This is a genomic window from Neobacillus sp. NPDC093127, assembly GCF_044754175.1.
In the GTDB taxonomy this organism is placed as follows: domain Bacteria; phylum Bacillota; class Bacilli; order Bacillales; family Cytobacillaceae; genus Neobacillus.
Genome location: NZ_JBIVOP010000012.1, coordinates 18819 through 39526, shown reverse-complemented (window position 1 = coordinate 39526; position 20708 = coordinate 18819). Strand labels below are relative to the sequence as shown.

General features: G+C 39.8%; 21 protein-coding genes. 1 reads left to right on the top strand and 20 read right to left on the bottom strand.

The features are described from left to right. Nucleotides 1-37: 37 nt before the first annotated feature. The gene (locus tag ACIQCO_RS16595) at nucleotides 38-1024 is read right to left on the bottom strand and encodes a Gfo/Idh/MocA family protein (protein ID WP_400430447.1); all 987 of its coding nucleotides are present in this window, start codon (nucleotides 1022-1024) and stop codon (nucleotides 38-40) included. 438 nt (nucleotides 1025-1462) lie between these two features. On the opposite strand from ACIQCO_RS16595, the gene ACIQCO_RS16590 reads away from it, so the two are divergent. Further along, nucleotides 1463-3118 carry a glutamine--tRNA ligase/YqeY domain fusion protein gene (locus ACIQCO_RS16590; RefSeq protein ID WP_400430445.1) on the top strand — a complete coding sequence of 552 codons (1656 nt, stop codon included), beginning with the start codon at nucleotides 1463-1465 and terminating at the stop codon, nucleotides 3116-3118. A 53-nt stretch (nucleotides 3119-3171) separates the two neighbouring features. On the opposite strand, the gene ACIQCO_RS16585 is transcribed toward ACIQCO_RS16590, so the two are convergent. The 19 genes from ACIQCO_RS16585 to ACIQCO_RS16495 all read right to left on the bottom strand — a co-directional run bounded on the left by ACIQCO_RS16585 (nucleotide 3172) and on the right by ACIQCO_RS16495 (nucleotide 20602). Continuing rightward, the gene (locus ACIQCO_RS16585; protein WP_400430444.1) at nucleotides 3172-4239 is read right to left on the bottom strand and encodes a PAS domain-containing sensor histidine kinase; all 1068 of its coding nucleotides are present in this window, start codon (nucleotides 4237-4239) and stop codon (nucleotides 3172-3174) included. A gap of 25 nt (nucleotides 4240-4264) precedes the next feature. Continuing rightward, on the bottom strand, nucleotides 4265-4711 hold the full coding sequence (locus ACIQCO_RS16580) for a GAF domain-containing protein (protein ID WP_400430442.1): 447 nt from the start codon (nucleotides 4709-4711) through the stop codon (nucleotides 4265-4267). 15 nt (nucleotides 4712-4726) lie between these two features. Continuing rightward, complete coding sequence (locus tag ACIQCO_RS16575) at nucleotides 4727-5380, bottom strand: response regulator (RefSeq protein WP_066083560.1); 654 nt, start codon at nucleotides 5378-5380, stop codon at nucleotides 4727-4729. Between the two features lie 13 nt (nucleotides 5381-5393). Next, the gene (locus tag ACIQCO_RS16570; RefSeq protein ID WP_400430440.1) at nucleotides 5394-6050 is read right to left on the bottom strand and encodes a sensor histidine kinase; all 657 of its coding nucleotides are present in this window, start codon (nucleotides 6048-6050) and stop codon (nucleotides 5394-5396) included. Nucleotides 6051-6085: 35 nt separating this feature from the next. Then, complete coding sequence (locus ACIQCO_RS16565; protein ID WP_400430438.1) at nucleotides 6086-6367, bottom strand: hypothetical protein; 282 nt, start codon at nucleotides 6365-6367, stop codon at nucleotides 6086-6088. After that, nucleotides 6354-6665, bottom strand: coding sequence for a hypothetical protein (locus tag ACIQCO_RS16560; RefSeq protein ID WP_400430437.1), 312 nt, complete (start codon nucleotides 6663-6665; stop codon nucleotides 6354-6356). The genes ACIQCO_RS16565 and ACIQCO_RS16560 overlap by 14 nt, the downstream gene beginning before the upstream one ends. Beyond that, nucleotides 6658-6849 (bottom strand): hypothetical protein, encoded by a 192-nt coding sequence (locus ACIQCO_RS16555; RefSeq protein WP_066083550.1) that lies wholly within the window; start codon nucleotides 6847-6849, stop codon nucleotides 6658-6660. The genes ACIQCO_RS16560 and ACIQCO_RS16555 overlap by 8 nt, the downstream gene beginning before the upstream one ends. Beyond that, a complete protein-coding gene (locus ACIQCO_RS16550; RefSeq protein ID WP_400430435.1) occupies nucleotides 6839-7363 on the bottom strand; it encodes a Rieske (2Fe-2S) protein in 525 nt (174 codons plus the stop codon). The genes ACIQCO_RS16555 and ACIQCO_RS16550 overlap by 11 nt, the downstream gene beginning before the upstream one ends. A gap of 11 nt (nucleotides 7364-7374) precedes the next feature. After that, the gene (locus ACIQCO_RS16545; RefSeq protein ID WP_024026506.1) at nucleotides 7375-7935 is read right to left on the bottom strand and encodes a 4Fe-4S dicluster domain-containing protein; all 561 of its coding nucleotides are present in this window, start codon (nucleotides 7933-7935) and stop codon (nucleotides 7375-7377) included. Next, nucleotides 7936-10125, bottom strand: a complete 2190-nt coding sequence (locus ACIQCO_RS16540; protein ID WP_400430433.1) for a molybdopterin oxidoreductase family protein — start codon at nucleotides 10123-10125, stop codon at nucleotides 7936-7938. Then, the gene (locus tag ACIQCO_RS16535; RefSeq protein ID WP_400430432.1) at nucleotides 10112-11194 is read right to left on the bottom strand and encodes a hypothetical protein; all 1083 of its coding nucleotides are present in this window, start codon (nucleotides 11192-11194) and stop codon (nucleotides 10112-10114) included. Before ACIQCO_RS16535 ends, ACIQCO_RS16540 begins: the two co-directional genes overlap by 14 nt. Before the next feature lie 159 nt (nucleotides 11195-11353). Further along, the gene (locus ACIQCO_RS16530; RefSeq protein ID WP_400430430.1) at nucleotides 11354-12535 is read right to left on the bottom strand and encodes a hypothetical protein; all 1182 of its coding nucleotides are present in this window, start codon (nucleotides 12533-12535) and stop codon (nucleotides 11354-11356) included. 140 nt (nucleotides 12536-12675) lie between these two features. Next, nucleotides 12676-13857 carry an HD-GYP domain-containing protein gene (locus ACIQCO_RS16525; protein WP_400430428.1) on the bottom strand — a complete coding sequence of 394 codons (1182 nt, stop codon included), beginning with the start codon at nucleotides 13855-13857 and terminating at the stop codon, nucleotides 12676-12678. A gap of 205 nt (nucleotides 13858-14062) precedes the next feature. Beyond that, on the bottom strand, nucleotides 14063-15307 hold the full coding sequence (locus tag ACIQCO_RS16520) for an ATP-binding protein (RefSeq protein WP_400430426.1): 1245 nt from the start codon (nucleotides 15305-15307) through the stop codon (nucleotides 14063-14065). Nucleotides 15308-15489: 182 nt separating this feature from the next. Then, on the bottom strand, nucleotides 15490-16761 hold the full coding sequence (locus tag ACIQCO_RS16515; RefSeq protein ID WP_400430425.1) for an ATP-binding protein: 1272 nt from the start codon (nucleotides 16759-16761) through the stop codon (nucleotides 15490-15492). Nucleotides 16762-16913: 152 nt separating this feature from the next. Next, entirely contained in the window at nucleotides 16914-17732 is an 819-nt protein-coding gene (locus tag ACIQCO_RS16510) for a DODA-type extradiol aromatic ring-opening family dioxygenase (protein ID WP_400430423.1), read from the bottom strand. A 517-nt stretch (nucleotides 17733-18249) separates the two neighbouring features. Then, nucleotides 18250-18999, bottom strand: a complete 750-nt coding sequence (locus ACIQCO_RS16505; RefSeq protein ID WP_400430421.1) for a C39 family peptidase — start codon at nucleotides 18997-18999, stop codon at nucleotides 18250-18252. A 383-nt stretch (nucleotides 19000-19382) separates the two neighbouring features. Beyond that, nucleotides 19383-19841 (bottom strand): threonine/serine exporter family protein, encoded by a 459-nt coding sequence (locus tag ACIQCO_RS16500; protein ID WP_400430419.1) that lies wholly within the window; start codon nucleotides 19839-19841, stop codon nucleotides 19383-19385. Beyond that, nucleotides 19829-20602 (bottom strand): threonine/serine exporter family protein, encoded by a 774-nt coding sequence (locus ACIQCO_RS16495; protein WP_400430418.1) that lies wholly within the window; start codon nucleotides 20600-20602, stop codon nucleotides 19829-19831. Before ACIQCO_RS16495 ends, ACIQCO_RS16500 begins: the two co-directional genes overlap by 13 nt. Between the last annotated feature and the right edge of the window lie 106 nt (nucleotides 20603-20708).

Genomic DNA, 20708 nt, shown 5'->3' with positions numbered 1-20708 from the left:
TTAAATCTGTCAAATTTTTTTTATTATTTTATTATCATTATTTATCTGATGCAAAAATAATGTCATTCTGCTTTCTGGCCTCTTCTGTGATGCGCAGGACAATTTTGCTCCAATTTGTAAAGCGTTGATACTCCTGATCATTTTTCGTTTCAATGATCTTGGCAAAATTGATACATTCATAGACCATGTCTTGTTCTTCTTGTTCGACACTCAGGATTTGACTTTCTTTCGTATGGCTATCTATGAATTTTATTTCTGAAATAGGGGCTGCATCCTCAAGGACAAAGGTTCCGGCCTCGCCGTGAATTTCACATAGAAGTTCGGAATGAGCTATCTTTGAACAAAGAATGGTACAGACGAATTCTTCATATTCCAACACAAGTGTGCCGCTGCCATCGACACCACTTGTTAACATCACAGGATGATAGGTAACCTTCTTCGGCTCACCAAACAAGCCAACAGCCAAATACAGCGGATAGACGCCTAAATCAACGAGTGCTCCTCCTGAGTATTTAGCAGAGAAGATATTCGGCTCCTCCCCTTGTAAAAATAAATCATAACGGGAGGAATATTGGATATACGGCAGCATCGTGCTTCTCAATTTGCCTGCTAAATGGAGCTTTTCCTTTAATATATTGAAATTAGGTGTATGAATATTGCGAATCGCTTCAAATAAATAGACGCCATTCTCCTCCGCTGTCTGGTATGCTATTGCTAATTCAGCAGTATTTGAAAAAATCGTTTTTTCACAGATGACATGTTTCTTATTTTTCAAAAAGGTTAGTGCTTGTTCGAAATGAACAGAGTTGGGCGAAGCAATATAGACCGCCTCGAACTCCGGGCTTTTCGCCATTTTCTCTAAATCCGTCCAAAAATAAGGAGCGTTATATGTATTCGCATTCCTTTTCGCCTTCTCCTCAGTGCGGGAATAAACTCCGGTTAACTGCAGCTGTTTGCTTGCGATTGCTGCCTCAATAAAGCTTTCTGTAATCCAACTCGTTCCAACGGTCGCAAAATTAAGCATGGAACTTCCCCCTCCTACGTTTTACTTATCCCAATTTTAACTTTATTAAGCGGAATACGCTAACTATAGGGGACCTATTTTGACCACAATTAAAGTAATTTCCAATTAATATCCAGGGAATGTCGTAAGTGACGGAATAAATGTCGTAAGTGTCCTAAATTATGTCGTAAGTTCCGGGAGACAGGTAGTAAGTACACAAATTTATGTCATAAGTCCCCAATATATCTACTTCCTCCCTTCTCCATTGTCCCCAACATCAAATTTTTCAAAAAAAATTCTCACTTAATGCTGTTTTTCCGTTGATTTGTTGGGAACAATGGAAAAATATCAATATTTATGGTATTTATAAGTAGTAGACAAGTGGAAAAGCGGAGGGCACCAGCTTATGACTCGAGCCGATGGCGCCCGGAGCTAGACAAATGAAAGAGGTTGAAAAAGGTGGACAATCAAACATCAAACTTTATTAAAGATATTATGATAAAAGATTTAGAATCAGGCAAGCATCAAAAAATCGTGACACGCTTTCCGCCAGAGCCAAATGGTTATTTACATATTGGCCACGCTAAATCGATTATCATCAACTTTGGCTTGGCAGATGAATTTAAGGGGCAAACCAATTTACGCTTTGACGATACCAATCCATTAAAGGAAGATATCGAATATGTTAATTCGATTAAGGAAGACGTCAAATGGCTTGGATTCGAATGGGATAACTTATTATTTGCTTCCGATTATTTTGAAGAAATGTACAAAAGAGCTGTACTGTTAATTAATAAAGGACTTGCCTATGTTGATGACCTCTCTGCTGAAGAAATCCGAGAATACCGCGGCACGCTGACAGAGCCTGGCAGGAACAGCCCTTACCGCGAGCGTTCCATTGAGGAAAACCTTGAGTTATTTGCACGGATGCGCGCCGGTGAATTCGACAATGGTCAAAAGGTGCTCCGGGCAAAAATTGACATGTCATCACCAAATATTAATTTGCGTGACCCTGTTATTTACCGGATTTCGCATGCGACACATCATAACACAGGCGATAAGTGGTGCATTTATCCAATGTATGCCTTTGCCCATCCACTTGAAGATGCAATTGAAGGTGTCACTCATTCCATCTGTACAATTGAATTCGAGGATCAGCGTCCTCTTTATAATTGGGTTGTGGAACAATGTGAAATGGAGAACACGCCGCAGCAAATTGAGTTTGGCCGCTTGAATGTGACGAATACCGTTATGAGTAAACGGAAGCTTAAGCAGCTCGTCGAGGAAGGGTTCGTGGATGGCTGGGATGACCCGCGGATGCCGACGATTTCTGGGATGAGAAGAAAAGGGTTTACCCCTGAATCGATTCGTACCTTTGTTAGCGAAACGGCTATTTCAAAGAACAACAGTATGGTTGATTCACAAATGCTTGAACACTTTGTCCGTGAAGATTTGAAATTGAAAGCGCCGCGGACCATGGGTGTGATTAATCCCTTAAAAGTGGTCATTACGAATTATCCGGAAGGCCAAATCGAATTATTGGATGCGGAAATAAATCCGGAAAACCCTGAAATGGGTTCACGGAAAATTCCGTTCTCGCGCGAAATCTATATCGAACAAGACGATTTCATGGAGGAACCGCCGAAGAAATATTTCCGTCTATTTCCTGGAAATGAAGTCCGCCTAAAGAACGCCTATTTCATTAAATGCGAAGAGATTGTTAAGGATGCGAGCGGTAAAGTTGTCGAGTTACGCTGCACGTACGATCCTGAAACAAAGAGTGGTACTGGCTTCACTGGAAGGAAGGTAAAAGGAACGATTCATTGGGTAGAAGCAGCCCATGCCGTTCCCGCCGAATTCCGCCTTTACGAACCGCTTATTTTGGACGCAGAAGAGGAAGCAAGTGACGAGGGGAAAACATTCCTTGATAACGTTAATCCTCATTCACTTGAAGTCTTACAGGGCTTTGTCGAGCCAAACATGAAAGAAAGCCGACCGCAGGAAAAATTCCAATTCTTTAGACACGGTTATTTCAACGTCGATCCGAAAGATACTACAGTGGATAAGCTGGTCTTTAACAGAATCGTTTCCTTGAAGAGTTCATTTAAGATATAAAAGGAAGAGGGTGTCAGGCACCGTTAATTAGTGCCTGACACCCTCTCTTTTTTTTAATCGTCTTCAGCTGTGGAAATCGGTACTTCTAAAATGATTTTTGTTCCCATTCCCGGAGATGAGTAGATTGAAAATCCTCCATCGACGGAACGGGCGCGTTCATCCATGCTGAACAGTCCGACTCCTGGAGTTTGTTTTCTGATGTCAAAGCCGTTTCCCTTATCTTCAATCATTACCCGCACGACATCATCCATTTCTCTGATGGTAACCATGGCCTCTGTAACTGCCGCATATTTGCGAATATTCGTTAACGCCTCCTGAATAATCCGGTAAATGGTCAGTTCGATACTGATATCAAGGCGCTGGTTTAAGACGCAATCAAAGAATACATCGATATTGTAATGCTCTGAATAACGTGCTAAAAAGGAACGAATGGCTGGAACTAAACCAAGGTCATCCAAGACCGATGGCCGCAGCTCCCATGAGATTTCGCGAATCTCCTCGATTAATTGGGTCGCTTCTTTCTGCATCTGCTGAAGTAACGGATGATCCATCTCTGAAAGCAAACGATTGATGGTTATTAAATGGCTATAAAGATTTTGACCAATTCCATCATGGAGGTTGCGTGACAAGCGCTTTCGTTCCTCTTCCTGCACACCGATGATGGAAGACATCATTTTTTTTAATTCCTGTTCGACACGCTTTCTCTCGGTAATTTCATAGCGAATAGCAAGATACTGATAAGGCTTCCCCTTTTCGTTTAAAAACGGAACAATGGTTGTATCCATCCAATACAACGATCCGTCCTTTGCCCTGTTGCGAATTTCACCTTTCCAAACCTTGCCTGACCCAATTGTCCGCCACATTTCTTTAAAAAAATCTCTAGAATGATATCCTGAATTGACAATTCGATGATCGTGGCCCAACAGTTCTTCCTGTGAGTATTTGGAGATTCGACAAAATTGATCATTTACATATGTAATCATTCCTCGGGAATCTGTGATGGCGACAATCGAAGATTCATCAAGCGCAAACTTAATATCCACCAATTCCTGCATTGACTTTTTTAATTCAAGTTCAAGGTCTGCCAGCTCGTTCAAAGGCCTACGGATTTCCTTGTCCATTTCTATCCCCCCTGCCCCCGAATTGTTATAAATGCTCATTTAATAACTGCTCCAATGCTTCGGCTGCATCTTTAACCTGTTGCTGAATATAATCAGGAAAAGTAAAGCTTTCTCTTTTGCCAATAAGCAATACTCCTTTTGGAACAGCATTAAAAAATAAAGGGACCGCATAGGAGGAGACAAGTTTTTCAGCAAGCATAATCGGATAGTCAGTCACTTTTCCAAAAATATCATTTGGAAAGTCGGCCAACATCATCGCACTTCCACTTGAAATAATTTTTCCAGCGATTCCTTTTCCGAAACGGACAGTTATTCTCTCATATTTATCATTTAAATTTCCGGCGGCATAGTGCCACCTAACATCAGGGCCAACAGTATTTTGAATGGCAAGCCCCACAAAATCACAACCTGCCTCCACCATTAAACTGTCGCACACTTCAAGAACTGGCCGCAATTTCCTTATCTCTGTCATCTCAGATGATTTCCCTTAAATGTCATAACCTAATAACCCCTTTTTAACGGCATATTCCACGAGCTCAGGCCGGGTTTTCATTTGTAATTTTTCCATCAAGTTCCCTTTATGGGTCTCGACTGTTTTCACACTGATGACAAGCTGCTCCGCAATTTCTTTGTTGGCGTAACCTTTTGCGATAAGGGTTAAGACTTCCTTTTCCCGTTCAGATAATAGATTGTACGTATCATTGCCATCCTGCTTCACACCGGACAAATATTCCTCCATTAACCGCTTCTGTGCAGAGGGATGAAGATAGGCATCCCCAGCTGCAACTGATTCAATCGCAGACATTAATTCATCGTGCGGGGCGCTCTTTAAAATACAGCCGGATGCCCCTCCTTGAATCGACCGGAAGAGGTATTCCTCATCATCGTGCATGGTTAGAATCAGGATATTAATCTCAGGCATCAGCTTTTTCAATTCTGTTGTCGCCGACAAGCCGTCTTTACCATGGGGCATACTTAAATCCATAACCACGACATTCGGCTTTAATTTTAACGCTTTCTTGATACCTTCATTCCCTTCTGAGGCTTCCCCGATTACTTCTATTTCAGGGTTTGTATTTAATAGCATTTTCAAACCGCTTCTCACAACAGCATGATCATCAACCAAGAGGATTTTTATCATTCTTAACTCTCCTTTAATCCTTTAACGGCAGGGATAGTTCAATAGATGTTCCTTCTCCTATTTTAGAGGATATCGTGCACTGTCCGCCAGTTAGAAGCATTCTCTCTTTCATTGCGGCAATTCCCGATGATTGATTGCTGTCTCCATGTTCTACTTGTTGAAATCCTTTCCCAAAATCATTAATCGTAACTTTCAGCTCATCGTCAGTCCAAATAAAATTTATTTTCACATTGGACGTGTCAGCATATTTCACTATATTCGTTAGTGCTTCTTGACAAACCCGAAACACTGCAATCCTGCTTTGTTCCGGGAGCCACTTTTGCGTGCCCGCAGTTTCTAAATTAACAAGAATTCCAAATGTCGAAGTATACAGCTTAATATAGCTTTTCATGGCGGGTAGTAAACCAAGAGTTGTTAAGACAGGAGGATACAATTCCACAGAGAGCAGCCTAATTTCTTGAATCGTTTTCTCGATTAACTGCGACATTTCGCGAAGATTATTTTTCATATGAGGCTCTTTTGTCCCTGAGTCAATAAATTGTAAGCCTGTTAAAATACTATAAAGATTTTGACCGACACCCTCGTGAAGTTCGATGGAAATCCGCTTGATTTCTTCTTCCTGTGACTGGATAATGTAAGAGCTAATCTGCTGCTTTGATTTTAACTCCATTAACAATTCTCCTTTTAAAAAAGCCAGGCTCTTAATTAAAAGACCTGAACTTTTTTTACTGTATAGGTTAAGCCGCTTTCTGGGTCGAAAGCTGACCAATGTTCATCTGATTCACTTACGCGACTGTAAAGCGGAACGGCAAGAAAATAAAAATCATCAAAATAGAAACGAATATGGGTGTTGTCGGGACAAAGCTGGACTTTTTTCACTGTTTTCTTTACTGCTGGCGCCTGGTCGCCACCATCTTCATCATGAATGATAATTTCCACCGGCACACCAACAAAACGCTTTACATCTTCTAATTTAATGGGTTCCACAGCTGTTACATCCTTTCAATACAGGATAGATGAACATCTTATATCCTTGGAGATACTCCCAAAACTTCTCGCCTGCATGCTCTTCAAGAAATTGAATCGTTTCTTCTTCAGAACCCCAATCGCTCATTCCCTTAACTTCTGCAACAACCATTTCAGCACCATCTAGTAATTTCTCTTCAAGAAACCAGTTCAAGCGTTTTTTGGCAAAAGTACTTTTTAACAATTCATCGATTTCCGCTGTGAAACCGCCTGATTCAGGGCGGACAAAACATAAATCAATATATGTCTCACTAGTCATGGACATTCACACCTTTTTTATAGATAAGGAATGCGACTGGAAATAAAATCACGTTAATGACAGCTGCAATAATGGTATTGGTATAGTTTTCATAAAAATATTGATGAACCATATATTGCGTGAAAATTATATTTAACATTAACACGGCAAGAAGTAGGGCGACAGGCAGGTAACTACGCTTCATAACGTTTCACCCCCACGGCATATACAGCACCGTTTTCTACTTTCACATGGATTTCCGGAAGCGGACGTCTTGGCGGCCCCGCAGTCGGTTCGCCGGAATTGACATCAAATTTGCCGTGATGACAAGGGCAAATCATTTCCCCTTCATCCTTTTTCCAAAAAACCGGGCAGCGCAGATGGGTACAGGCATTTTGGTAGGCAACGTATTTATTCTCCGAAAGCCGGATTAATATCGCGCTGTCATGCTCTCCTGGGAAGGCAAAGTCAACAGCATCACCAATCGGCAATGAGTTAACATCGGTAATTTTGTGTTTCGGATATTTTTTGTCGCCAAGTCCATTTAATTCTTTTGCTGCTAATACACCCCATGGGAGTGAGGAAACAGCGAACACCCCTGCTGCCCCCACCAATGTTTTCATAAACCCGCGGCGGTCAAGCTTTCTTTCATTATTGCGGTTGATGTTATGTGTATAGTTATCTTCATTGAACGGGATTTTACTATTTTTATCGCTCATGTTAATCCCTCCTAAAACAATTTAGTGACGCCCTGCAGGATACCAGGGAGATTCACTTTTACGTTTGTTTCGCCTTCTAAGTAAGGCATGCTTGTGACCCATTTACCATTATCTAAATTAAATTGTTTTTGTTTCGCTTCAATTTCTTCATCGGTTAACCATTGTAATGTGTTTGTTGGACATACACTAGCACACATCGGCGGAATGCCATCCTTTGACCGGTCGATACATAAATCACACTTATACATGAGATTTTGTTCTGTATCAAACTTTGGTATACCATACGGGCAGGCAATCGTACAGTTTTGGCAGCCAATACATTTTTCTACAAGAGCTGAAAGTACGGCTCCAGTTTCGTGTATTTGGATTGCCTGAGCCGGACAGCTTCTCGCACATGCCGGATTCACACAGTGAAGGCACATAAGAGGCATTGTTTGACGGTTAACAAGCGGGTTCACGTCGTAAACATAGTTACGGTTCCGTTCCTCATGCCCTCCGCACTGTGTACAAGCCGCTAAACAAGAGCGGCACCCTATACAGTTTTCAAGTTCTAAATATAGCCTCTTTTTCATTTACTGCACCTTCTTCATTTCAAGTTTTTCGATTTGTGCGGCACACGCTTTGAACTCCGGCATCCGTGATATTGGATCAAGGGCACCAATTGTTAATAGATTAATAGATTTTTCATGGCCCCAGTGATACGGAACAAACACGGTATCCTTCCGAATGGCCTCTGTAATTTTCACTTTGTAGGTTGTTTCGCCTCTACGTGTATAGAGACGGACAAGTTCTTCGTGATCAATATTGTATTTTGCCGCTGTTTCTGGATGTACTTCTACAAATGGTTCAGGACACATATCACGAAGGAATTGAATTCTCCTCGTCTGATTCCCTGATAAATAATGGTAGACAACACGTCCTGTTGTTAATCGCAATGGGTATTCTTCATCCGGTTCTTCTGCGGAAGGTCTGTAAGGTAATGCAAAAATTTTAGCTCTTCCATCTGGATGATTAAACTTTTTATCTAAAAATAAACGTGGTGTTCCAGGATCATTTTCATCTTTACATGGCCAGAACACGCCGTCTTGCTTGTCAATCTTTTCCCATGTAACGCCATAGTAATCAGCCGTTCCACCTTTAGAAGCGACACGAAGTTCATTAAATATGTCTTCAGAGGTTTTTAAGTGAGAAAAATATTTACCACGGCCCATTCGCTCGGTAAGTTCTACTTGAATCTTCCAGTCTGGCTTTGATTCGCCCAGAGGCATTTGTGCTTGATTAATCTTGATAATCCGTCCTTCAACATTTGTAGTTGTCCCTTCATCCTCTGCCCAAGTTGTTGTAGGCAGTACGACATCAGCAAATTCAGCAGATTCTGAAAGATAAAAATCAACACATACCATAAAGTCTAGGTTTTTCAACTGCTCCCGCACATAATTTTGATCTGGTGCAGAAACGGCAGGATTTGAACATAATAGATATAACGCACGAATGGTCTTCTGTTCCATCAAGCCAAACATTTCAAATGCGGATACACCCTCTTTTGGCATTTCTTCCGGTTCAATACCCCACACCTTTGAAACATATTTTACGTGATCAGGGTTGGCAATTTTTCGATAGCCAGGCAGTGCATCGGCTTTTTGCCCATGTTCACGTCCACCTTGGCCATTTCCTTGTCCTGTTATGGTTGCAACACCTGATTTGGCACGACCAATTTTCCCGGTTACAAGGGCCATATTCGTATAGCCAGAAACGTTATCTACCCCTTTAATTTGTTGCTCAATCCCTCTGGCAAACATGACAATCGCATTTGGAGCTTTACCGTAAATTTCTGCCGCGCGGATAATTTTCTCTGGTGCCACACCTGTTATCGCGCTTGTATATTCCGGTGTGAATTGTTTAACAAGTTCTTTTGTGTCTTCAAAGCCATTTGTATGATTTTTGATAAATTCTTCGTCAATATGGCCATTATGGATTAATAGGTTGACAATCCCATTGGCTAGTGCAAGGTCTGTACCAGGTCTTAAATCAAGATGAAGATCTGCTCTTCTAGCAACTGGTGTTTCTCGTGGATCTGCAACAATGACATAGCCGCCCCGTTCTTGAATTGCCCAAACCCGGAACATCATCGTCGGATGACATTCGGCGGTATTACTGCCGGCAAGAAATATACAATCGGTATCCTGTACATCCGTCCATGGAATTGTTGAACCTCTATCAATACCTAATGAGCGATTTAAACCACCAGCTGCACTAGCCATACAGAATCGGCCATTATAATCAATATAGCGCGTTTGAAGTCCGACACGAGCAAATTTACCTGTTAAATAACACTTTTCATTTGTCATGGAAACACCGCTATACACAGAGAGTGAATCTTTTCCATAATTCTCTTGCAGTTCGGTGAATTTTTTCACAATTAGATCATATGCCTCATCCCAGCTTGCTTCACGGAAGCCATTTTTCGTCCCTTTTAATGATTGATCATCACGAATTAATGGTTTTAATAAACGATCTTTATTGTTTACTTGCTGGTAAGCCGTAACTCCTTTCGGGCACATCTTTCCTAAAGTTACCGGCCAATCATATCGAGGCTCAACCCCAACAATCTTGTTTGTTTTTGTATTTACCCTTAAGTTCATCCCACACTGCATCGCGCAATAGCTGCAATGTGTCTTGACTAATGTTTCATTTGGATGGTTTAAGTTATCGATTTCTTTAAAATATTGATCTCTTTCATTTCTAAAATTATCCATTTGCATTCTGATTTGCCTCCTTGACCTTCACTTGATGCGTTGCGAAACCTGAGAATTTCGCAATTCGATATTTCCTGCGACATGGCAGGCATAGTTCAGCAAGATTAAAGCCGTCATTCATATTGAAATCAATTTCATTTACGTCTAACACTTGAATGACATCGTTTGAGTGTTCAACAGAAACAAATTGATCGCCACATACTTTACACTCTTTCATATGTTGTTCGCTATAATGTTCACGGTAGTTTCTTGCAAATACGCTCAGTGGCCGGAAAGGAATATGGGCTAGCTTTCCAAATGGCAGATAGATTAACGTTACAATCACTGAGAATTGGTGGATTAGTGACATTTGCGGCTGCATCCAGCCATGTAAAACTACATTTTGAAACGTCAGTAATAGTCCGGTAATCGAAATGAAGAGCAATAGGTAAAGTGGTAAGAAATCGTACATAAACTTTTGCTCTGCTCTTGCCTGCATATTTTTCAAGCGGCGGTAGAGGGCCATACATACGCCTGCGGTAACCATGATTGCTGCAATATTTAAGGCATTATAGGATAACCAAGCGATGATCCCATCTGCTTTTACATTCATGACATTCATTCCAAATAGTACAATTGTATAGTAGCCATTGTCTTCCATCGTAAAATACATCCAGCTAAACACGAGAGGGAAGGTAACTAGGCAAGCAAGGACGCAGCCCCAGCCGATTAAGATATGCTGAACCCAGCGATAAACACCGCGATTGCGGATGAAATCGTAAATTGCTAAATGATTCACAGCCGTTTTCGGTGTGCTTTTTCTAAACAGCAGCTTTAAGCCTTTTTTAATAAAAAGTTTGGTTGGCGGCCTTTCACCCCAAGCAATAAAGCGGTAGAAGAATCCGCCGATAAACACGATGGTTCCAACCATATATCCATAAAGATTTAAATCGACATGTGTGAACATTCTTGTACCAATAAAAGTTAAGATCAATAGACCGGCAATCGTTAGAAACATTGATTTCGCAAAATGGGATGCAAAGGCATCATTGACCGAGCTTCCCGGTTTTTTAGATATTGAAGTATTCGCCTGCATTTCAAGCTCCTCCTTTTAAAAAATAACACTTCCGTTTTCTTACCCTTATTGTAAGAAAAACAGAAGTGCTATCTATATAGGGGAACTCCCCTATCATCGGGGGGGGAAAACCCTGAGATATTCATTTTTAGACAAAGTTCTGACACAAACGCATAAAATCTATGTCTGGCGGTATTTTTTCCGCCAAGCGTAAAAGAGAAGCCCAAATCCAATTAATATTTGCAAGGTGAAAAGCATAGCATCCCAGAATGGAAGTGAGGCCGGCCCGGCCGAAAATCCTGGCAGGACCTTTTTCCAGGCATACAAAAGTTGCGGGATATAATAAAAGACAAATGTTCCAACCGTCACAAATACACCGAAGAAATAGAAAATCGAATAGACGAAGACAGTATTTCTTTCACCAGCGAAAACAACTTCTTCTGTTACTTTAGAATTTAGAAATGGAAGTTTTTTTCTGATCGCTTGCTGGGCATTTTCCATCAAGTTATAACAGCCGGACATATTTTCAAACACGTAATATAAATCAGTCTTCATATAAACACAGCATTGGTACACCATGCGAATAAATGTATCTAAGACTACCACATGCAAGATACTCATGAAAATCCCTGACCCGTTTGCGAAGATTAGCTGACTAACTAAGGCAAGAGATAAGATCACTGTATCAAAACAAAGCCCCGCTAAAAATAAAACATTGCGATTCCCTGATGGCAGTTTCCATACCGATGACATATCAGTTTCAAGGACGACAAGAAATAAACGATGACCGACTTCTAATTTCGTTGGCAGATTTTGCGCTCTCATCGCTAAAATGTGGCCAAATTCATGGATTAGGACAAGTATAAAGGTCAAGAGCATCCAAGCCGGGATATTGAAAACCATTAAATCAAAGATAAACAGGTCCTTATAGTGTGGAAATAATGACGGTTTTGCAATGAAAAGGAAGGCATTTCCGATGATTAACGCCCCATACAGAAAAAGGGAGAACTTATTAAAAAAGAATTTTCCGATTTGTGGTGAAAGCCACAAAAAGCCTAAAGTTTCCTTTTTTACTTTATTAACCTCAACTTTGACACCATCAATTTCAGCTAAAAGGTGCATCTCTAGGAGCTGTTCGGCAAACTCAATCAAGCAAACTTCTTCCAAAGGATACTTCTCTTTCAATTGCTGTTCGATTTCCCCTAATGTTTCGCCATTGTTAATGAAATGGATGGCATCGATACAAACCTCAGGCATCTCGAAGAACTCACCGGAAGTTTTATCTTCAACGATGTAATGTTTTTTGTCCTTGCGAATCTCGATAGGAACCAATAATAAACGTGAATCGAGTGTAAGGCTCATTTTAACTCCCTTTTTACACATTATTTGACATTAAAGAAGGATGCTAGCCTAAGCTAGCATCCTACATACTCACGGTTTATATCCTGGAAGAAATGGGCACCACCAGCAAGTTGTTTTTACTTTCTTGAGCTTACGGATTTTCATAACTCCACCTCCTTTGGGAATTCCCATTGTTTTGTCAATTGATATTTTTCATGAAATTTGACCCATTCAGGGAAAACTTTTATAAATACTTCCACTAAATTCGGATCAAATTGGGAACCCTTACCATCAATAATACGTTTATAAGCTTCTTCAACTGGCATGGCTGCACGATAGGACCGTGAAGATGTCATCGCATCAAACGCATCCGCAACAGAAGCCACTCTCGCCAGCAAGGGGATTTCTTCTCCTCTTAATTGATCAGGATAGCCTTTTCCATCCCAGCGCTCGTGATGCGAACGAATAACGCAAATACAATCCTTAATTCCCTCGACATTCTTTACAGCCTCAGCTCCGACTCCAGGATGGGATTTAATAATTTCAAATTCTTCTTTTGTCAGCTTCCCTGGTTTCATAAGGATTGAATCAGGAATATGAACCTTACCAATATCATGCAATAAACATGAATAATAAAAGGATTTTTGTTCCCCTTTAGAAAACTTCCCTATTTCTTGTGCTAATAACAAAGCATAGCTGGCAACTCGTTCACTATGACCCCTTGTGTAGGGATCCTTTAGTTCAAGGGTTGCAATAACTCCTTTGACTATTCCTTCTAATTGTCTATCATATGAAATGCTTATTGCTCGAACATAACCTTGGAACCTTACTAATAAGAAAAACGCCAAAACAGATAAAACGACAATTAATATAATGGGAACAATCACATTGGAAGAATTTAAAACAATTCCAATTAACATATACTTGGAAGTAATACCAATACTCACTAACCAAAAATATCTTGTATTAATGAAAAGCGGTAACGATAAGACTAAATACACCTCTATAATATTCCCAGTAATGTAAGAATCCCCTCTACCATAGTAAGATAATATATCAACAATAAAAGTGATAATTAAATAGCTTGTAAAAAAGATATATTTTATTAAGAATTGCTTATTTATCTTATTTAGATAGAATGCTACTGGAATTAATAGCGTTATTACAATATATGTGAGATATAAAAAGTTGCTTGGTGAGCCAATCTTCTTATGAGCAATAAAAACAGGAAAAAGGTAATAATAAAAAAAATCATAACCTATCAATATAATATAGAAAAATAATAGAAACCATTTGACGGTTCGTTGTTCTTCGTGTGGTATCATATAATCCTCCAAGTACATCATTACAATTGCCTTATGTCTAGATTGTGTTGGAAAATAAGGTTTTAGTAATATTAACGTAATTTTGAATATTTCGTAATAAGCATATCAGTTATCGCTTACAAAATCTATTAAAATTCCATATTCTTCTCCATTATATATCATCCATTGTACCCATGATAGATATTATTTTGAAGAATTTTGTATAAATATAGAACTATTTATTTCAATAATTACCCTGTTTTATAGGTAAAGTTACATTAACCTTCGTTCCTTTGCCAAGAGTGCTTTCTATTTTCATCTTACCATGGTGATCTTGAATAATTTGATTCGTCACCAATAGACCTAATCCAGTACCATCTTTTTTCGTTGTGTAAAAAGGTTCTCCTAGATTAAGTATGTCTTCATCCTCAATTCCGCACCCTTCATCTTGGATAGAGATGAGCATTTTTTTCTGCTCGTGAACCTTAACATGAACCTTTATCTCACCACCATTAGCCATGGATTCAATCGCATTCTTGATTAAATTAATAAACACTTGCTTTAGTTGTTTCTCATCACAATCGATAGGCGGCAGCGGTCCGGCTATTAACGTTACCACCGTTACCCCTTGTCTTTCAGCCTGTTGCTGCGTAATCGACAACGTATAAGCAATAATTTCTTCAATACTATCCTTTTCAAATTTGATTTCCTTCGGTTTCCCAAGGTACATCAAATCGTCAACGATGGAATTTATCCGATCAATTTCCTGAATCATAATTGGATAATACTCGTTACTATTTGGATCCCGTTCTTGCTGCAGCTGGGTAAATCCCTTTAATGATGACAAGGGATTACGAATTTCATGGCCAATCGCAGCAGCCATTTGACCGATAACAGCTAGCTTTTCTTTTTGGCGGAGATCTTCATGGGCCGAAGTTAAGGAATTTATATACGAATAAAATCGGATAAGTATAATGGATGCAATCGCAGATATTATAATTGTTATAACTATAGGTGGTAAAACACCTCCATTTTTGAGTGCGACGCCTAAAAGAATATACTTCCCAATAATTCCACATGCAACAGTCCAGAAATACTTTTTATTTACAAATATGGGAGAAAAAAACACAAATAAAAGTTCAACTGCATTTCCTGAAGCAAAAACATCCTTAGTTCCAAAATACTTTATAAAAGTATCTATTACATCAAGGATAACATAGCCTAAAAGATAAAAATATTTAACTACGTACGGATTACCCTTTTTAATAAAATAAATAGATACAGGCAGAAAGCCTAAAATCAATAAATAAAGCCATAATCCCAGTCCACCGTCTGGAAATTTCGAACCCCCATACCCTGTATATCTTGGTAAAATAGCATACCAAAATATATCGTAGGTAATAAAAAAGATATAAAACAACCACAAAAATAGTTTAATCGCCTTTTTCTCTTCATATATCAATTTAGGACTATTATTGCTTTCTTTCATGTTAGTAGCTCCCTTGGCCAAGTTTTCACGATAAGTTTTCTGAAAATATTAAATAGTATTTTCTCCTACTATCTTATCATCTTTTCTCATAAATAATGACAAAAAAAACGAAAAAAATGTGATTTTCGACATAATTCGATAAAAAACCCAAAAAAAGCTAACCACTTATCAAAATGGTTAGCTTAACTTATCAATAATTCTTCTTTTTTACTTACCGGCAGGACCATCGTAACTTCTGTACCTAATCCAAGTTCACTCTGGTATGACACCTTCCCCTTCATGGTTTCGATAATTCTTAAGGAAACAGATGTACCAAGCCCTGTTCCTTTATCTTTAGTCGTATAAAACAAGGTACCGATCCGCGATAATTGTTCCTGTGTCATCCCCTTGCCTGTATCAGAGATTTGAATAGCCGCCTGATTATTGTCAATCTTTGAATGAATGGTTACTATCCCGCCATCTGGAGTCGCTTCAATTCCATTTTTTATTAAGTTAACTAAGGCTTGTTTCAACTGATTCCGATCGGTAACTAGCGAAAAATCAGATGCGTCCAATTCACTTTTAAGCTCTACCCCCTGCTTTACTGCAAGTGGCTTCAATAGCATGGCTACTTCTGAGAGCACTTCTTTTAATTGAAATGTTTCTATTTTTTCAAATTTAGGTTTGGCAAAATTCAAATAGTCACTAATAATCGATTCCGCACGACCTAATTCACTTAAAACAAGGGAAAGGTATTCGTAATTCTTTCCTTCCTCCTGTTGCTGCATCAACTGAAGAAACCCCTTCACTACTGTCAATGGATTGCGGACCTCATGGGCAATCGAAGCGGCGAGCTCTCCCAGTGTATTCAGCTTTTCTGCCCGCTGAATCTCTTCTTTCATCCTTTTCTTATCGATTATTCCTTCATACAGCTTAGCTCCTAAAACAATAGCCAGCGTTTCAATCAGACCAACAAGGAGGACGTCAGGAATATAAAAATCTAATTTAAAAAAATTGCCGTTAAAATAACGGTAAGTGATAAAAGACATGTAGCAAAGGATTAGCGACCAGCCGCCAATAACCGTTGCAATAAGAACTCTTTTTTTTGCGGCAGCATTCCAAAATTTCCTCCTCAATAGGAAGGAGACAAGCGCGATTAAAAAAATATTCACTAATCCAAAAACTACTGTGTCACCGCCAATGATGACACGCGCTCCAAACATCGTGCCGAAAACGATTCCGCCAACTGCCGGACCCGCATAAAGGATTGAGATAATAAGAGGAACATAACGCAGGTCCCAATTGAAACCGTAGTTTGAATAGGAAAAAAGCATACACGAAACTGCGGCAGCACTTTGGGTTAGGCCGCACATCAAGCGGGAAATAACTTTTTGCTTATCATCCTTAAAAATGCTATAAAGCAGGACTGGTGCTAATGTAATTAATACATTCAAAAGAAGTTTTTCTGCCAACATTGCAATTCCCCCAAGAACAACCTACTAGATAGATAAACAATACGACAAAAGTCCCCTATTTCCTTTAACTCAAAAAAACTTTCATAAAATTTACATTATTTTCACAAAAAATTAGAAGGTCATCGTACTGACCTTCATTTTGTAAAATAAATCTATTTTTTTGGGGAATAAAAGGCCGCACAAATTAATCCAAAGTAGGTTGGCGCTTCATAGGATAGAAACTCGACATGACGTTCTTCAGCAGGGATCGCCCCGGCAAGAATTAACGTCTGCCAGATTCCATCCGGCTTTGCTGCCTCAATAAAACCTTCTTCGAATTCCGCCATTTTCTCTAATTGATTGGTTTTAATTAACTCTACTACTTGTTCATCGAAAGGCTTTGCCGCCGGGTCGAAGCCGTATGGACCAGCCTTGTCATGGGCATGGGCCCAATCACAGCTGGCAATAAGACCCACACGTTTTTGTGATTGTTGGACAGCTTTTCGGAGTGCTTTCCCAAATTCTAAATGCTGGCCAAAAGAAAGTTCTCTTGTCGGGTTTATAACAACAATCGGCACATCCGGCATAAACCTTAGCGGTACAATTACGCCCCAATCGAGCGGCAGGCAAGAGATTGGACCAGCCGCAGTTCCAAAATTAATCGTGGCGGATGGAACTCCCTTCTCCTGTGCACATTTGTTAATCAACCTAGCTAGTTCCCTGTCTACTCGTCTTTCAATAGTATACGTCGACTGATTTTCTTCAACGGTCCCAGCCATTCTTTCTGAATCCGTGATTGCAAATTGACCGTGGATTCTTGTTCCATGTGGAGTAAGAATGATGATACAATCCGGATTCGCCTCAGACATCAGAGTCGTTAACTTTTCCATACTCCCCCTTGTCACGGACATTCTTTCGGGGTATACACCTTGTAGCTCTGGAATAATTTCTCCTCCATGCGGCATTATACAAGCAAATGCAAATGGGTTCATATACAGTTCCACCTTTTTTGTTTTATACAAGATAATTAGAGATACATGTAAAAAAATCCTGCTTTTTACAAAATGGAGGAAAAAAGTTGACAATATAACAAGTATCCTGTAATATTAGTGTTTGTGCTTTACAAATAAGTAACTTGTAATTAATGAGATAACGCAATGTAAGAATTTTTTCTGGCATTCTGCTTATGTTTAAATAAAAACTTATTCACACTGGATCGGCTTCGGAGCCGTTAGGATGTAAGAGAGGTAGGGCTTACGTCGTTTAGGTATAAAACCATCAGGTGGAAGAATAACCGCGGCAAACTTGTTTTTATAACAATTACAATATATAAGTTTTTACCTTGCGATGGCAAAAAGAAAAGCGCAAGTGCCTTGATCAGGCGCTTTAGCTGGACATTAACAATACAACCATTCACAAGTTACGATATGGATTCTAAAAAATTGAATCAGAAGCGAAGAAGGCAGAGGGATAAATCATTCCTCTGCCTTCGCCCATTTCAGGTCTTTTTTATTTTTTTATCACAATTGCTTGTTTGCCCATTTGCTCCCAGGCTTTGATAAAACTGTCCTTGTTTAATTTCTTATTTTTCTCCCCATATGGATCGTTTATGTAAATATAGTTTTCATCGTAGCCGGTAATTGCGACACTATGTTCACTAAATGTAATATCAATTTTCCCCTGTGGTGTATCCCATGTTTGAAAAACAGAGACAGGTGCGAAGCTGGACGTTGTAATAATCCACACTGGAAGCCCTTGGCCCACTTCATTTATTAAATCGTCGAACGGTTGATTCGTTAAATTGACCGCTCTATCCCCGACATATTTTTGGGCCAGTTCCAATATTGGGCCATTGTATACACCCAACCCTGGTCCCTGTGCCATATCCCCGACAAAGCCAGCATTTGGATTCCCCTTTTTGCCATTACTATAAGTTAACGGAACTGTTTTTATTTTTTCAGCTAATTCATTTTTTGTTACTTTTACCCCATGATAATTGAGAATCATCGCCAGGCTGGTAACTTCACATCCGTTGTAGAGTTTGGGTTTATCCATTTGATTTAATAACGGAACATCCAGAAGGATACTATCTGGTAAACTGGGAACCTCCTTTTTCAAAATGTTTACTTCACGCATTTTCAATTGAGCAGCCTCTTTCAAACGGACGATTGCCGATTGGTTGGATTTCACAGCAAATATCGTCTTTGTACTAATAAATGTAATGACAAGAATAATGATGAAGATTAGCAATTTTTTCATAGAAATTATACCATTCCTCATAAGATAATTTACCTAAAAACTACGACTATCGTAATATACTACTATATAACCATACCAAAAAGTACATTAAGGATAAAGGAAAAACTTTTCCAAATACATTCTATTCGTCTTTTCTTAAGAATTTCCTTAAGCAAGGCTGTGTTAAAAGTGAATGTTGATTTCCGTTCCAGGCGCTTCCCTTTCCGCGGGGCGGGCGGTGAGCCTCCTCGGCGCTAAAGCGCCTGCGGGGTCTCACCTGTCCCGTTGCTCCCGCAGGAGTCTCGCGCCCTCCACTCCAATCAATATTGTGCTCAAAATCAACAATGTTCTTTTGCACAGCCTAAAGAAAAACCCCTTTAGCCTTATCGCTAAAAGGGAATTTCTCAGCTTTTTTTTGGTGTAAGCTTTCGAATCACTTGATTGATTACCTCCGAAAAGACTAGCCCGAAGGCAATTGATCCAGCAATCATAAGCACTTTTGCCGCTAGGCCAATCGCCGTATTATAATCGTTCTCAACGAAATTCCTCATGGCATCATAAGCAAGGCCGCCCGGCACTAACGGAATAATGCCGGCTACACTAAAAATAATCACAGGGGTTTTATAAAACTTTGCTAACTCCTGACTGAGGACCGCGATAAAGACAGTGGCTGCCAATGTGGCCAACACCGGGTTTTTTGTATATCCTTCAAGAAGATAATAAATTAGCCAGCCGCCCATGCCAATCAGCCCGCATTTTACCAAGGTTTCTTTCGGTGCATTAAAAACGATCCCAAAGGACCCTGTAGCAATAAAACTTGTGATTAACTGTGCAAGAATCGCCACTATTTCTAACCTACCCATCCTGAAAATGAAACGACAACAGCAATTCCCGCGCCAATAGCAAAAGCCGTCAGGAAAGCCTCCGCTCCTTTTGACAACCCTGAAACTAAATGTCCAGCCATTAAATCTCTGATGGCATTCGTTACTAAAAGTCCAGGTACCAACGTCATCACCGAGCCAATGACAATTTTATCTAATTGATGGCCAACACCCATTTTTACAAAAATAAACGACAGCAAACCAATGACGAAGGCTGCCAAAAATTCTGAGAAAAACTTGATTGGGATAAATCGGTGGAAACAGACAAAGCTAAGATACCCTAATCCCCCGGAAATCATCGCGGGAATAAAGTCATTCCATCCTCCTTTAAACATAATCATAAAACAGCCGCTGGCTAAAGTAGCGGCGGTCACTTGAGTTCTTAGGGGAAAGGAAAGGTCCATGGAATCAATCTCATTCAATTGCTCCAATGCCTGTTCGCGATTAATCGTACCGCTGCTGATATTTCGCGAAATACTATTAACCAAAGCCACCTTTTTTAAATCCGTAGAGCGTTCCGAAATTCGAATCAGCTTGGTCTTTGTCGGCTCTGAACTTTCCGCTGAAAAAATAATCCCGGTTGGAGTTACATAACTATGTGTTTTTACAATCCCAAAGGAGGAGGCAATCCGCATCATCGTATCCTCCACCCGATAGGTCTCCGCGCCGCTCTGGAGCATAATTTTCCCCGCAAGCAGACAGACCTCCATGATATCGTATGTTTGTTCAACTTGTTTTCCCATTTTATCTCACCACATTATTCCTGCATTTGCTTCTTAGTGTAAATCAAAACCAGGGGTTGAAGCAATGCACAAGGTGCATTCTTGAGCAAGGGATCCTGAAAAGAAT

What these genes read in the sequence shown, in the direction of transcription:
- ACIQCO_RS16595 (WP_400430447.1), bottom strand. Translation starts at nt 1,024, where the DNA reads ATGCTTAATTTTGCGACCGTTGGAACGAGTTGGATTACAGAAAGCTTT.
- ACIQCO_RS16580 (WP_400430442.1), bottom strand. Translation starts at nt 4,711, where the DNA reads ATGACAGAGATAAGGAAATTGCGGCCAGTTCTTGAAGTGTGCGACAGT.
- ACIQCO_RS16535 (WP_400430432.1), bottom strand. Translation starts at nt 11,194, where the DNA reads ATGCAGGCGAATACTTCAATATCTAAAAAACCGGGAAGCTCGGTCAAT.
- ACIQCO_RS16545 (WP_024026506.1), bottom strand. Translation starts at nt 7,935, where the DNA reads ATGAAAAAGAGGCTATATTTAGAACTTGAAAACTGTATAGGGTGCCGC.
- ACIQCO_RS16550 (WP_400430435.1), bottom strand. Translation starts at nt 7,363, where the DNA reads ATGAGCGATAAAAATAGTAAAATCCCGTTCAATGAAGATAACTATACA.
- ACIQCO_RS16575 (WP_066083560.1), bottom strand. Translation starts at nt 5,380, where the DNA reads ATGATAAAAATCCTCTTGGTTGATGATCATGCTGTTGTGAGAAGCGGT.
- ACIQCO_RS16530 (WP_400430430.1), bottom strand. Translation starts at nt 12,535, where the DNA reads ATGAGCCTTACACTCGATTCACGTTTATTATTGGTTCCTATCGAGATT.
- ACIQCO_RS16555 (WP_066083550.1), bottom strand. Translation starts at nt 6,849, where the DNA reads ATGAAGCGTAGTTACCTGCCTGTCGCCCTACTTCTTGCCGTGTTAATG.
- ACIQCO_RS16495 (WP_400430418.1), bottom strand. Translation starts at nt 20,602, where the DNA reads ATGGGAAAACAAGTTGAACAAACATACGATATCATGGAGGTCTGTCTG.
- ACIQCO_RS16585 (WP_400430444.1), bottom strand. Translation starts at nt 4,239, where the DNA reads ATGGACAAGGAAATCCGTAGGCCTTTGAACGAGCTGGCAGACCTTGAA.
- ACIQCO_RS16520 (WP_400430426.1), bottom strand. Translation starts at nt 15,307, where the DNA reads ATGAAAGAAAGCAATAATAGTCCTAAATTGATATATGAAGAGAAAAAG.
- ACIQCO_RS16570 (WP_400430440.1), bottom strand. Translation starts at nt 6,050, where the DNA reads ATGGAGTTAAAATCAAAGCAGCAGATTAGCTCTTACATTATCCAGTCA.
- ACIQCO_RS16500 (WP_400430419.1), bottom strand. Translation starts at nt 19,841, where the DNA reads ATGGGTAGGTTAGAAATAGTGGCGATTCTTGCACAGTTAATCACAAGT.
- ACIQCO_RS16525 (WP_400430428.1), bottom strand. Translation starts at nt 13,857, where the DNA reads ATGTACTTGGAGGATTATATGATACCACACGAAGAACAACGAACCGTC.
- ACIQCO_RS16540 (WP_400430433.1), bottom strand. Translation starts at nt 10,125, where the DNA reads ATGCAAATGGATAATTTTAGAAATGAAAGAGATCAATATTTTAAAGAA.
- ACIQCO_RS16560 (WP_400430437.1), bottom strand. Translation starts at nt 6,665, where the DNA reads ATGACTAGTGAGACATATATTGATTTATGTTTTGTCCGCCCTGAATCA.
- ACIQCO_RS16510 (WP_400430423.1), bottom strand. Translation starts at nt 17,732, where the DNA reads ATGAACCCATTTGCATTTGCTTGTATAATGCCGCATGGAGGAGAAATT.
- ACIQCO_RS16505 (WP_400430421.1), bottom strand. Translation starts at nt 18,999, where the DNA reads ATGAAAAAATTGCTAATCTTCATCATTATTCTTGTCATTACATTTATT.
- ACIQCO_RS16515 (WP_400430425.1), bottom strand. Translation starts at nt 16,761, where the DNA reads ATGTTGGCAGAAAAACTTCTTTTGAATGTATTAATTACATTAGCACCA.